Here is a 12777-nt window from a genome sequence, read left to right on the forward strand (position 1 = left end):
GTGGGTGTGTTGTTTTTTTTTTTTGTTTTTTTTTCTTTCTAGTTTCTCGATGGGTCTTCCCCCCCCCCTATCGGGGGGTGGTGGGGGGTGTGTGGGGGGGGGGGGGGGGGGCTCCCCCCCCCCCCCCCCCACGACCTGGAGCACGCCGTTGATGATCTGCTGCACGGCGATGGCCGAGAGCATCATGCCGGCGAGCCGCGTCACGAGGACGACGCCGCCGTCCTTGATCACCCGGATGATTACCAGGGAGTAGCGCATGGTGATCCACAGCACGATGTGCATGGCGAGGATCGCGGCCCAGACCGAGACCTGCCCGCTGACCCCGTCCGCCTTCTGCACGGCCAGGATGACGGACACGATCGCACCGGGCCCGGCCAGCAGCGGCATGCCCAGGGGGACCAGGGCGACGTTCACGTCCTTGGTCTGCTTCGGCTCGTCGGTCTTGCCGGTGAGCAGGTCCAGCGCGATGAGCAGGAGCAGCAGACCACCGGCGATCATCAGCGCCGGGACGGAGACGTGCAGGTAGTCCAGGATCTGCTGGCCGCAGACGCCGAAGACGGCGATGACGCCGAAGGCCACGCAGACGGCCTGCCAGGCCATGCGGCGCTGCACCTTGGCGGGACGGCCGGAGGTCAGGGCCAGGAAGATCGGCGTGATCCCGGGCGGGTCCATAATCACAAAAAGGGTGAGAAAAAGGGATCCGAAGACGGCGAAGTCGAACACAGTGATGCCTTGCAGGAGAGAGGGGTGGTGCGAAGGGGGTGCGAGACGGGTGGAGCGGGCCGGAAAGCGGCCGTCAGCGCGCGCGTCCGCCGGCGCCGGGCACCGGGAAGGCCCCGGTCGCGCGGCGCGTGATCTCGCCGTAGATCTCGGGGTCGGTGGTGTACTCCCCGAGACGGCAGGTCTTGCGGCTGCCGTGGTAGTCGCTGGACCCGGTGGTCAGCAGTCCGAGGTCCGCCGCCAGGCCGCGCAGCCGCGCCCGGGTGTCGGCGTCGTGGTCCATGTGGTCCACCTCGATGCCGTCCAGACCCGCGGCCGCCAGCTCGGCTATCGCGGCCTCGGGCACGCACCGGCCGCGCTTGACGGCGGCGGGGTGGGCGAAGACCGTGACGCCGCCGGCCGCCTTGACCAGGCGGATGGCGTCGAAGGGGTTGAGCTCGTGCTTCTCGGCGTACGCGCGGCCGCCGTCGGCCAGCCAGTCGGGCGTGAACGCGTCCGAGACGGTGGGTACGACGCCCAGCTCGACGAGGGCCGTGGCGATGTGCGGCCGCCCGACCGAGCCCTCACCGGCGATCCGCGCCACCTGATCCCAGGTGACGTCCACGCCGAGGGCCTGGAGCTTGCCGATCATGGCTTGCGCGCGGGGGGTCCGGTCGTCCCTGACGAGCTCCCGCTCGGCGTGGAGCTCGGGCTCCTCGGGGTCGAAGAGGTACGCCAGCATGTGCATCCCGACGCCGTCGAGGCGGCAGGACAGCTCGGCCCCCGTCACCAGCGTCAGCCCGGCCGGCACCGCGGCGACGGCCTCGGCGTACCCGGCCACGGTGTCGTGGTCGGTCAGCGCCACCACGTCCAGCCCGGCACCGGCGGCGGCGCGCATCAGCTCGGCGGGGGTGTCGGTACCGTCCGAGGCCGTGGAGTGGGCGTGCAGATCGATGCGCACAGCCGGGCTCCATGGGTCGTACGGACGGGGACACTCCAGGATAACCGGGTCGAAGGAGCCCGCTCCCCCTAGGCCGTCTCTTCCGGATCTTGCCGGGCCCGCGGCGTCTGGCACCGCACCTGGCCGCGTTGTCGGGACGTCCGGGTACGTCCAGTACGCGGCACGCCCCTCCGCCTTGCCATGCACGGCACCAGACGCCGCGGGCTCGGCCGACAAGATCTGAAAGAGACGGCCTAAGCCGTCTTGCTCTGGTCCGGCCCGAGGATGCGGGGGCTCAGGGCCCCGCACGGAAGGAGCTCGACCTCCGCTCCCGCGTCGCGGAGATCGGTGAGGACGAGCTCGTCGTACATCAGGAGGCCGGACTGCTCCGGCCAGACGATGGCCCATAGCCACAGGCCCCGGGCCTCGCCGGCGAAGACGGCCCGGTCGTCGGGGCCGCCGTTGACGTGCCAGAGCGGCGTCGGGCGGCCCGCCGCGACCACCTTGGCGTGGGGCGGCGCGGAGACGTTGATGTGCGAGCCGGGGTCGGGGCCGTCGATGCCCGCGTACCGCGCGCCCAGGCCGACGCCCAGCTCCTCCGCGATCAGCAGCAGCTCGCCGATGCCGCCCAGCGGCCCGGGGCCCGAGCAGGCCACCGCCGTCGCCCGGCCCCCGCTGCGGTCGTCACCGGCGGACGCGACCCCCGTGAACAGCCACCCCACCGGCAGCGGCCAGGGCATCCACACCGGCACCCGGGCGCGGTGCACGATCACGCCCAGACCTTCGACGCTCGGCGGGATGACGGGTTGCAGGGGGTGGACAGCGCCGTGCAGGGCGCACTGCCAGGAGTCGGAGAAGAGTCCGGGCGCCCTGACCCGGCCACCGCACTTCGGGCAACTTGGTTCACCCCTCATGAGGAACCACGCTCCTCCCCGCCCGGCCCCCCGTCAAGGCGCGCTCGCCCATCCGGGCCGCCGGTCCCGTCAGTCGAGCGCGACGGCGCTCCGCAGGGGGTCCCTCAGATCCGTCCCTCGCGCGAGCCAGCGCTCCTGGAGGGCGGCCGCGCCGTGGACGCGCTTCCACGCGGCCTCGTTCGCCGTCATCGGAAGCAGCGGCAGGAACCGCACCGGGTCCATCGGCTCGTCCAGCTCCAAGTCCTCCACCAGCCCGCCGGGTTCCGCCACGAGGACGGAGCTGAACGGCGCCCCGTCCCAGAGCGGCCCGCCCACGTCCAGCGAGGCCCCGGGGGCCACGACCAGCCCCTCGACCTGAGGGGACGCGGCCAGCACCGCGAGCGGCCTCAGCAGCTTGTCGGTGGCCGCCAGCCCGGCCCGTACGGTCAGGACCAGCTCGGCGCGCGGGCCCCGTACGGGGTCGGCGACCACGGCGGTCGGATCGGTCATCGGGTGTGCGGACATCCCGAGGGTCGCGTACCGCACGAGGTCGCCCTCGGCGAAGCGGAGTACCTCGATGCGGTCGGTGCCCAGGAAGGTGACGGCGGCTCGGGCGTCGGGGTCACCGAACGCCGTGCGCAGCCGGGACTCGACGAGGGCCAGAATTTCTGCCATGGATGGAGCATAGAACTCGTATCAGCAGGGTAAAGGGCGGGTCTTGACCAGTCGTCGGCTGATAGTGTTGACAGCTGGTTCGGGCCGCACGCAGAAGAGTTGTTTCAAGGCTCCGGACGACAGGACGTCCCTCACGGGGGACCGGCCGGAGGAGGTGGGGCTGCGATGGATCGAAGTCGATCGTGCAGTACCAATCGCTCTTCCGCTTCCCTGCCGGGCGCATCGCGCCCCCTGTGATCTCCTGATCAGTAGAAGAGCGACGGCAGAACGTTTTGTCCTCCCGTCCTGTTCCTTCCGGTTGTCCGGGGCCGCCTGCCCGCAGCGCCGGAAGGTCTCCCACCCGTACGGCCGCGGCCGTGCGCGCGAAGGAGCCTGCCATGTCGATGCTGCCCTACCTGCGTGCGGCCGTCCGTCCGTCCCTGCGCAAGTCCACCGCCGCACAGCCCGGCTACGACACCACCCGCGACCCGTCGGCGAGCAGCGCGGTGGTCGACTGCGCCGTGTACCGCGACGGGCGACGGGTCTTCGGATCCGCCTGTCTGACACCGCGTGAGGCGATGCGCCGGGTCCGCGAGGACGGCGGTTTCGCCTGGATCGGCCTGCACGAACCGACCGAGGCGGAGTTCGCGGGGATCGCGGCCACCTTCGGTCTGCACCCGCTGGCCGTGGAGGACGCCGTGCACGCGCACCAGCGGCCGAAGCTGGAGCGGTACGACGACACGCTCTTCACCGTCTTCAAGACGATCCACTACGTCGACCACGCCGAACTGACCGCCACCAGCGAGGTGGTGGAGACCGGCGAGGTGATGTGCTTCACAGGCCCCGACTTCGTCATCACCGTCCGGCACGGGGGTCAGGGCTCCCTCAAGGGACTGCGCCACCGCCTCCAGGACGACCCGGACCTCCTCTCCAAGGGCCCCTCGGCCGTCCTGCACTCCATCGCCGACCACGTCGTCGACGGCTACATCGCGGTCGCGGCGGCCGTGCAGGACGACATCGACGAGGTGGAAAGCGAGGTCTTCGCCGCCCCCGCCAAGGGCAGCGCGCGCGGCGGCGACGCGGGCCGCATCTACCAGCTCAAGCGCGAAGTGCTGGAGTTCAAGCGGGCGGTCGCCCCGCTGCTGCGCCCGATGGAGCTGCTGAGCGAGCGGCCGATGCGGCTGGTCCACCCGGACATCCAGAAGTACTTCCGCGACGTCGCCGACCACCTCGCCCGCGTGCACGAACAGGTCGTCGGCTTCGACGAGCTGCTGAACTCGATCCTCCAGGCCAATCTCGCGCAGGCGACGGTCGCCCAGAACGAGGACATGCGCAAGATCACCTCCTGGGCGGCGATCATCGCCGTGCCGACGATGATCTGCGGGGTGTACGGGATGAACTTCGAGCACATGCCCGAGCTCCAGTGGAAGTACGGCTATCCGATGGTGATGGCCTCGATCGTCGGGATCTGCTTCACCATCCACCGCGCCCTGCGCCGCCACGGCTGGCTGTAGCGCCCGGGAACGCACCCCCTACCCTGTCCGCATGACTCTCAGCGCGCTCGACCTGGCCCTCGTCGAGGAGGCCACCAAGAAGTCCGGCCTGATCTGGGTCCGCGGCTCCGGGGCCGACCGCGCCCTGTGGCACGCCTGGGTGGACGGCGCCGCCCACGTGCTGGGCGACGGGCCCGGCGAGCAGCCGTTCCCGGGGCTGGCGGACGGCGCGGCCTGCGTGGTGACCGTACGGAGCAAGGACAAGGGCGGCCGGCTGGTGGCCTGGACGGCGACGGTACGGGAGCTCGCGCCCCGCGGCGAGGAGTGGGCGGCGGCCGTCGCGGAGCTCAAGGGCAAGCGGCTGAACGCGCCCGACTCGGAGGAGATGACCGAGCGCTGGGCGCGCGAGTGCCGGCTGCTCCGCCTGGAACCGCAGGCGGTGGGCCCCCTCCCGGACGACTCACTGGCCGCAGCCCCTCTCCCCTCCCCGGCCCTCACCCGCCACCCCATGCCGGCCCACCTCCCGAAACTCCTCCTCAAGCGCAAAAAAGCTTCCCGAGGCTGACCCGCCCCACCGAGCTCCGGGCTTCCCACAGGTCGCCGACGTCGGCGGGACGGGTTGGTGGCCGGTTGCGGCGGGGCCGGGTGTGTGCCGGGGTGTCCCCGCAGGGCGCCGAACACACCACCGCCGCACCCCCCGACCCCCCGAACCGTTCGGCGCCCGAGGAGACACCCCGGCGCGCGCCCGACCCCGACGCAACCGGCCACCCGCACCCCGGCAGCCCGGCACGCCCCGCGCCACGCAACACGGCACGGCACGGCACCCCACGGCACGGCACGGCACGGCACCGCACGGCACGGCACGGCACGGCACGGCACGGCACGGAAAACGGCGCGGCACGCGACACAGCGCGGCCCGGGCCAAGACCAACCGCCCCGCCCCGCAGGGCTACGGCTTCGTGGGGTTCGCCCCCTGCCCCGCCCCCTTGGACGGCGCCGGCCCCGAGCCGCCGTCCTTCTCCTTCGTCGTCGGCAGCTCGGAGCCGTAGTCGACCGTCTGGTCCTGCGCCGGCGGGTCGAGCGCGAACGGCTTGCCCCACTCCGCGAGTTCCACCCGCCCCGCCCCGCCCGCGCGCTCCATCAGCAGCGGGTACGGGGTCCCCTCCAGCGACACCGAGAGCTTGCCGCCCTTGCCGGCGTCCGCCGTGACCTGGACCACGCGCGTGTGCCCGACCTTGGTGTAGGAGCCCTTGGCGAGCTTGCCCTCCAGGCCGAGCAGCCCGTCCAGCAGTACGTCCATGTCGGTGAAGCCGCGGAACTGCTTGTAGGAGGGGTCGCCCTCGGGCACCTTCACGTACTTGTCGCCGAGCTTGCCCGCCGAGTCGGACTGCCCCCAGAACGCCGCGCTCGCCTTCAGGTAGAGCTGTTCGCCCACCCGCAGCAGCTGGAAGGTGTCGTCCTTCGACTTCACCTCGCCGGAGCCGCCGTCCGACTTCAGCCGCATGTCGAGGGTGAAGGACTTGCCCCCGCTCACCAGCGTGCCGGACAGGTGTACCGAGTCGGCCTCCGCGGCGGCCGCCTTCGCCTTCGCCTCGATCTTGTCGGCGGAGAGCTTGCCGACACCGTTCGTGCCCTCGTCGGGGTCGTCGCCACAGCCCGTACCGGTGACGGCGAGGCCCGCGCACAACACACCGATCAAGGCGGCCCGGCGCAGCCGCGCGGCAGGGAAGTAGGCGGTCACGGGCCGTGCCTCTCGTCGTTCGTCTGCAAGCAGCAGGCAGCGTACCCGCCCGTACGCCGCCCCCCGCGACCGCGCCCCCCGGCTGACGCCGGGCCCCGGCCAACCCCCGGCCGGGCGCCGGCTCGGGCCCCACCCGGACCGCCCACCAGGACGCTTTCGCGCGGCACGGGCTAGATTGAGGTCGGCACGACTGCTGATCGACACTCAAGGAGGCGCTCGGATGGTTGCAGGCGCCCCGCGGATCTTCGTCTCGCATCTGTCGGGTGTGCCCGTCTTCGACCCCAACGGCGACCAGGTCGGCCGCGTCCGCGACCTCGTCGCGATGCTGCGCGTCGGCGGGCGCCCGCCCCGGCTGCTGGGCCTGGTGGTCGAGGTGGTCAGCCGGCGCCGGGTCTTCCTGCCGATGACCCGGGTCACCGGCGTGGAGTCGGGGCAGGTCATCACCACCGGCGTCATCAACATGCGGCGCTTCGAGCAGCGCCCCACCGAACGGCTGGTCCTGGGCGAGCTGCTGGACCGGCGCGTCACCCTCGTCGCCAGCGGCGAGGAGGTCACCGTCCTGGACGTGGCCATCCAGCAGCTGCCGGCCCGCCGCGACTGGGAGATCGACCGGATCTTCGTACGGAAGGGCAAGGGGGGTGCGCTGCGCCGGCGCGGCGAGACCCTGACCGTCGAGTGGTCGGCGGTGACGGGCTTCTCGCTGGAGGAGCACGGGCAGGGCGCCGAGAACCTGGTGGCCACCTTCGAGCAGATGCGTCCGGCCGACGTGGCGAACGTCCTGCACCACCTGACGCCGAAGCGGCGCGCCGAGGTGGCCAACGCCCTCGACGACGACCGGCTCGCGGACGTGCTGGAGGAGCTGCCCGAGGACGAGCAGGTGGAGATCCTCGGGAAGCTGAAGGAGGAGCGCGCCGCCGACGTCCTGGAGGCGATGGACCCGGACGACGCGGCCGACCTGCTGTCCGAGCTGCCGGAGGACGACAAGGAACGGCTGCTGACGCTGATGCAGCCGGACGACGCGGCCGACGTGCGCCGACTGCTGTCCTACGAGGAGAACACCGCCGGCGGCCTGATGACCACCGAACCGATCGTGCTGCGACCGGACGCGACCGTCGCGGACGCGCTGGCCCGCGTACGGCAGGCGGACCTGTCGCCGGCGCTGGCGGCGCAGGTGTACGTGTGCCGGCCGCCGGACGAGACGCCGACGGGCAAGTACCTGGGCACCGTGCACTTCCAGCGGCTGCTGCGCGACCCGCCGTTCACCCTGGTCAGCTCGATCGTGGACACGGACCTCCCGCCGCTGCGGCCGGACGCCTCGCTGCCCGCGGTGACCACCCATCTCGCCGCCTACAACATGGTCGCGGTGCCCGTGGTCGACGAGAGCGGCTCGCTGCTCGGCGCGGTGACGGTCGACGACGTACTGGACCACCTGCTGCCGGACGACTGGCGCGAGACGGACTTCCATTCCGAGGAGGCCGTACGTGGCCAGTGACCGGGGGCGCTTCGAGCGGGGGCGCGGCGAGCAGGCGCGCGAGCGGCGCAGGGAGCAGATCCGTGAGCGGCGCGAGCAGGCGCGGACGCAGGTGCGCGAGCAGGGGCTGGCGGCGGAGGCCGCCGACCGTTCCGCCGAGCGCGCCGGGAAGCCCGCTCCGAGCACCGGGTCGAGCGCGCTGACGCGGTCGAGGGTGCGGCTGGACCTGCCGCGGCCCGCGCGGCGGCGGCTGCTGCCCGAGTACGACCCGGAGGCCTTCGGACGGCTCTCGGAGCGGGTGGCGCGCTTCCTCGGCACGGGCCGGTTCATCGTCTGGATGACGATCGTCATCATCGTCTGGGTGCTGTGGAACATCTTCGCGCCGAAGGACCTGCGCTGGGACGAGTACCCGTTCATCTTCCTGACGCTGATGCTGTCGCTCCAGGCCTCCTACGCCGCTCCGCTGATCCTGCTCGCGCAGAACCGGCAGGACGACCGCGACCGGGTCAACCTGGAGCAGGACCGCAAGCAGAACGAGCGCTCCATCGCCGACACCGAGTACCTGACCCGGGAGATCGCCGCCCTTCGGATGGGCCTGGGCGAGGTCGCCACGCGTGACTGGATCAGGTCCGAGTTCCAGGACCTGATCAAGGAGATGGACGAGCGGCGTCTATTCCCCGCGGAACGTGATGAAGGCGACCGCTGACGGGCTTTCCTGAGCCGTGCTACCGAGCCGTACCATCGGGGCATGGCTACCGACACAAGCTCCGCCGCCGTGCCTGAGCAGGACGCGATCCTGGACGCCCTGGCGACGGTGAACGACCCCGAGATCCACCGGCCGATCACCGAGCTCGGCATGGTCAAATCGGTGGAGATCGGTGAGGGCGGCGCGGTCGCCGTCACGGTCTACCTGACCGTGTCGGGCTGCCCCATGCGCGACACCATCACCCAGCTCGTCACCGAGGCCGTCGCGAAGGTCGCGGGCGTCACCTCGGTGTCCGTCACGCTGGACGTGATGAGCGACGAGCAGCGCAAGGAGCTGGCGGCCTCGCTGCGCGGCGGCACCGCCGAGCGCGAGGTGCCCTTCGCCAAGCCGGGCTCGCTGACCCGCGTGTACGCGGTCGCGTCCGGCAAGGGCGGCGTCGGCAAGTCCTCGGTCACGGTCAACCTGGCCGCGGCGATGGCGGCGGACGGCCTGAAGGTCGGCGTGGTCGACGCGGACATCTACGGCCACAGCGTGCCGCGCATGCTGGGTGTGGACGGCCGTCCGACCCAGGTCGAGAACATGATCATGCCGCCGTCCGCGCACGGGGTGAAGGTCATCTCCATCGGCATGTTCACCCCGGGCAACGCGCCGGTGGTGTGGCGCGGCCCGATGCTGCACCGGGCCCTCCAGCAGTTCCTGGCCGACGTGTACTGGGGCGACCTGGACGTGCTGCTGCTGGACCTGCCGCCGGGTACGGGTGACATCGCGATCTCCGTGGCCCAGCTGGTGCCGAACGCCGAGATCCTCGTCGTGACCACGCCGCAGCAGGCCGCGGCCGAGGTCGCGGAGCGGGCCGGCTCGATCGCCGTGCAGACCCACCAGAAGATCGTCGGCGTCGTCGAGAACATGTCGGGCCTGCCGTGCCCGCACTGCGACGAGATGGTGGACGTCTTCGGCTCGGGCGGTGGCCAGAAGGTCGCCGACGGCCTCACCAAGACGGTCGGCGCGACGGTCCCGGTGCTGGGTTCGATCCCGATCGACGTCCGGCTGCGCGAGGGCGGCGACGAGGGCAAGCCGGTCGTCCTGTCCGACCCGGACTCCCCGGCGGGTGCGGCCCTGCGCGCCATCGCGGGCAAGCTGGGCGGCCGCGCCCGCGGCCTGTCGGGCATGTCGCTGGGCATCACCCCGCGGAACAAGTTCTGACCTGAGCTGCGGGCGGGGTGCGCACACCGCACCACCGCACCGGGCCGCACGAAGGGGCACCGCCGACCAGCGGTGCCCTTTCGCGTACCCGGACCGCTACTCGTACGCGCCGAGGTCCGTGATCACGGAGAACCCGAGCCCGTAGGCGCTCATCCCCCGCCCGTAGGCGCCCAGGTGGACCCCGCTGCCGGTGGAACCGGCGAGCACCCACCCGAACTCCGACTCGCGGTAGTGGAAGGGCGTCGGTTCGCCGTCCACGGGCAGCGACAGCGTCGACCAGTCCTCCCCGTCGAGGTCGTCGGCCAGTTCCCACGCGGCCTCGGTCTGCTGGTCCAGCCAGTCGTCGCGCAGGGAGTGGTCCATCTGCCCGGGCCAGCTGTAGGCCAGGAGCGCGGAGCCGGCGAGCCAGGCCGCCGAGGAGACCGAGGTGGCCTCCAGGACGCCGGTGCCGTCGCCGCTGCGGCGCAGCGGGTTGCTCGCCACGGTGATGACCACCGCGAAGCGCTCCTTCTCGCCGGTGGCGATCTCGCCGCGGGCGGAGGGTTCGTCGCCGTGGCCGGTGGAGCCGTGCTCCACGGTGCCGTCGGCGGCCGCGGCGACCTGCATGAGCCAGCGGGGGCCGGTGAAGGCCCCGTCCAGCCCGTACCAGGGGAAGTCGGCCGCCCGGAACTTCTCGGCGGTCCGGCGGGCCGACGGCACGGGAGCGGCGGCCTCCTGCGGCTGCGTCGGGGTCTGCGGGCTCGTCTGCGGGTCTGGCGCGGGCGCGTCGGCGGGTGCCTCGGCGGTCTGCGCTCCTACCCGGCTACTGCTCGTCGTCTCCATGTGGGCGGCCTCTCGTTCCGTGGGGTCCGGAACGGCCCTCCCCTCGCCTCGCGGGGGGACCCCCAGCCTTGGGCGTCATCGGTCCGGACAGATGGAGGATAGCCATCCGACCCCGGATAGCCGGGCAGGCTGGGCGTGGGGGGTGTCTTCCATGTGGCGGCGAAGAGTGGCTGGTGCTGTGGCCGGAAGGGTTTGCCGGGTCTAGGTGGCGTCGGCGTCGAAGCGTGCCCGCTGTTCCTGGGCCGGGGAAGCGGGCTTCTTCATCAGGTCGGGGCCGCCGGCGACCGGCGTGGCGGCGGACGGGGAGGCCGCGGCGGCCGGTGCCGCGGCGGTTTCCGTGCCCTTGACGGCGTCGCTGACCTCGTTCAGCTCCTTGCGGAGGTCGAAGCTGCTGCGGAGCTCCTTGAGGTCCTCGTTCTCGGTGAGCTGCTTGCGGATGAAGGTCTTCGGATTGAGGTCCTCGAACTCGAAGTCCTTGAACTCGGAGCCGAGTTCGGAGCGGATGTCCTGCTTCGCACTGTCCGAGAACGCGCGGATCTTCCGGATGACACCCGTGACGTCCTGAATGACCTTGGGCAGCTTGTCCGGACCGAAGATGAGAATGCCGAGGACGACGATCGTGACAAGTTCGAGTGCGCCTATGTCGTTGAACACCTTGCCGCTCCTCGGCTCTCTCTCACTTCGGGCCCCGACACACGGTACCCGGCGTTGTCCTCGGGCCCATACCTGCGTGCCGTCTCCGTGGGGGTTTCACCCGCCCGTCATCCGGTGCTCATGAGCCGTTCGCCGCTCCGAGGACCACGTCCAGGGTGCGTTCGCGGCCTTCGCGGAGCACCGTGAGGCGCAGCCGGTCACCCGGACGGTGGGCCCGGATCTTGATGATCAGCTCGTCGTCGCCGCGGACGCGCTGGCCGTCCACCTTGGTGATCACATCGCCCGGCTTGATCCCGGCGCGCGCCCCGGGCCCGCCCTCGGTCACGGACGGTGCGCCGTCCTCGGCCTTCTCCCTCACCCGGGCTCCGTCGCCCTTGTACTCCAGGTCGAGGGTGACCCCGATCACGGGGTGGGTGGCGCGGCCGGTGCGGATGATCTCCTCCGCGACGCGCTTGCCCTGGTTGATGGGGATGGCGAAGCCGAGGCCGATGGAGCCGCCCTGCCGGGTGGGGTCGTCCTTGTCCGCGCCGCGGATCGCGCTGTTGATGCCGATCACGTGGGCCTTGGCGTCGAGGAGGGGGCCGCCGGAGTTCCCCGGGTTGATGGGGGCGTCGGTCTGCAGGGCGTCGACGTAGCTGATGTCGCTGCCGTCGCCCTTGTCGCCGCCCGCCGTGACGGGGCGGCCGGTCGCGCTGATGATGCCCGCGGTGACGGTGTTCGACAGGTCGAAGGGCGCGCCGATGGCCACCACCGGATCGCCGACCTTCACGTTCTCCGAGTTCCCCAGGCTCAGCGCACGCAGCCCCCGTACCCCGCTGACCTTGACCACGGCCAGGTCGTAGCCGGAGTCGCGGCCCACCAGTTCGGCGGTGACGCTCTCGCCGGTGCTGAAGGTGACCGCTATCTCCTTGGAGTCGGCGACCACGTGGTTGTTGGTCAGGATGTGCCCCTGCTGGTCGAGTACGAAGCCGGTGCCCGTCCCGCCGCCCTTCTCGCCCCGCACGTGCAGGGTCACCACCCCGGGGAGCGCGGTGGCCGCGATGCCGGCCACGCTGTCGGGAGCCCGGCCCTTGTCGGCCACGGCGGCCTGCGGCAGTTCCAGCCGGGTGCTGCTCTGCCGTTCGGCGAGCACGCCGACGTAGCCGCCGACGCCGCCGGCGAGCAGGGCGGCTGCGGCGCTGCAGGCCGCCAGCTGCCACAGCCGGATCCCGCGCGCCACCCTGCCCCGGTCCACGACCTGGAGGGGCTGATCACCCCAGGGGTCGTACCGCGCTTCGCGGAACGGGAGGGGCGGGTCCGGGGCCGGATCCTCGGGCCCGCCTCCGGGCCTGGGGGCGGGAACCCCTTCGCGGCGGCCGTCGGCCGCGCCCTCGGGCCGGCTCCACCACTGCGGAGCCGGATCGGTCTGCTGCCTGTCGGCCATGGGCGCTCCCCGCGTACCTATGCGCATGTGCCGCCGATTCAATCAGGTCTCGGGGGTGCCCTCCCGGTCGGCCAAAGC

12 protein-coding genes and 1 pseudogene are annotated in these 12777 nt (G+C 71.9%); 5 read left to right on the top strand and 8 right to left on the bottom strand.

All coding sequences use genetic code 11. The features are described from left to right. Positions 1–123: 123 nt before the first annotated feature. From AC07DU_RS03510 to AC07DU_RS03525, 4 genes and pseudogenes are all read right to left on the bottom strand, one after another. A pseudogene (locus tag AC07DU_RS03510) lies at positions 124–723 on the bottom strand (MarC family protein); the annotation flags it as partial. Between the two features lie 73 nt (positions 724–796). Then, positions 797–1660: a PHP domain-containing protein gene (locus AC07DU_RS03515; protein ID WP_360903753.1), complete on the bottom strand. Its 864-nt coding sequence runs from the start codon at positions 1658–1660 to the stop codon at positions 797–799. A gap of 233 nt (positions 1661–1893) precedes the next feature. Beyond that, positions 1894–2553, bottom strand: a complete 660-nt coding sequence (locus AC07DU_RS03520) for a DUF6758 family protein (RefSeq protein ID WP_360903495.1) — start codon at positions 2551–2553, stop codon at positions 1894–1896. A gap of 69 nt (positions 2554–2622) precedes the next feature. Then, positions 2623–3207, bottom strand: a complete 585-nt coding sequence (locus AC07DU_RS03525; RefSeq protein WP_479109423.1) for a suppressor of fused domain protein — start codon at positions 3205–3207, stop codon at positions 2623–2625. Positions 3208–3584: 377 nt separating this feature from the next. Between AC07DU_RS03525 and AC07DU_RS03530 the strand changes: the two genes are divergently transcribed. Both AC07DU_RS03530 and AC07DU_RS03535 read left to right on the top strand, forming a co-directional pair. After that, complete coding sequence (locus AC07DU_RS03530; RefSeq protein ID WP_360903489.1) at positions 3585–4700, top strand: magnesium and cobalt transport protein CorA; 1116 nt, start codon at positions 3585–3587, stop codon at positions 4698–4700. 31 nt (positions 4701–4731) lie between these two features. Continuing rightward, positions 4732–5244: a hypothetical protein gene (locus AC07DU_RS03535; protein ID WP_479109425.1), complete on the top strand. Its 513-nt coding sequence runs from the start codon at positions 4732–4734 to the stop codon at positions 5242–5244. 384 nt (positions 5245–5628) lie between these two features. On the opposite strand, the gene AC07DU_RS03540 is transcribed toward AC07DU_RS03535, so the two are convergent. After that, positions 5629–6420, bottom strand: a complete 792-nt coding sequence (locus AC07DU_RS03540; protein ID WP_479026966.1) for a hypothetical protein — start codon at positions 6418–6420, stop codon at positions 5629–5631. Between the two features lie 220 nt (positions 6421–6640). Here AC07DU_RS03540 and AC07DU_RS03545 point away from each other — a divergent pair, with 220 nt between their 5' ends. The 3 genes from AC07DU_RS03545 (at position 6641) to AC07DU_RS03555 (ending at position 9800) form a co-directional block, all read left to right on the top strand. Beyond that, complete coding sequence (locus tag AC07DU_RS03545; protein ID WP_360903480.1) at positions 6641–7912, top strand: magnesium transporter MgtE N-terminal domain-containing protein; 1272 nt, start codon at positions 6641–6643, stop codon at positions 7910–7912. 106 nt (positions 7913–8018) lie between these two features. Next, entirely contained in the window at positions 8019–8597 is a 579-nt protein-coding gene (locus AC07DU_RS03550; RefSeq protein ID WP_453373492.1) for a DUF1003 domain-containing protein, read from the top strand. A 42-nt stretch (positions 8598–8639) separates the two neighbouring features. Continuing rightward, positions 8640–9800 carry an Mrp/NBP35 family ATP-binding protein gene (locus AC07DU_RS03555; RefSeq protein WP_360903477.1) on the top strand — a complete coding sequence of 387 codons (1161 nt, stop codon included), beginning with the start codon at positions 8640–8642 and terminating at the stop codon, positions 9798–9800. Between the two features lie 96 nt (positions 9801–9896). Here AC07DU_RS03555 and AC07DU_RS03560 read toward each other — a convergent pair whose 3' ends face one another. The 3 genes from AC07DU_RS03560 to AC07DU_RS03570 form a co-directional block, all read right to left on the bottom strand. Continuing rightward, positions 9897–10622, bottom strand: coding sequence for a hypothetical protein (locus tag AC07DU_RS03560; RefSeq protein WP_360903474.1), 726 nt, complete (start codon positions 10620–10622; stop codon positions 9897–9899). A 201-nt stretch (positions 10623–10823) separates the two neighbouring features. Continuing rightward, positions 10824–11276 carry a sec-independent translocase gene (locus tag AC07DU_RS03565; protein WP_479026962.1) on the bottom strand — a complete coding sequence of 151 codons (453 nt, stop codon included), beginning with the start codon at positions 11274–11276 and terminating at the stop codon, positions 10824–10826. Positions 11277–11394: 118 nt separating this feature from the next. Then, positions 11395–12699 (bottom strand): S1C family serine protease, encoded by a 1305-nt coding sequence (locus AC07DU_RS03570; protein ID WP_479109427.1) that lies wholly within the window; start codon positions 12697–12699, stop codon positions 11395–11397. Positions 12700–12777: the final 78 nt, after the last annotated feature.

It is taken from the genome of Streptomyces sp. NPDC045695 (assembly GCF_056432025.1).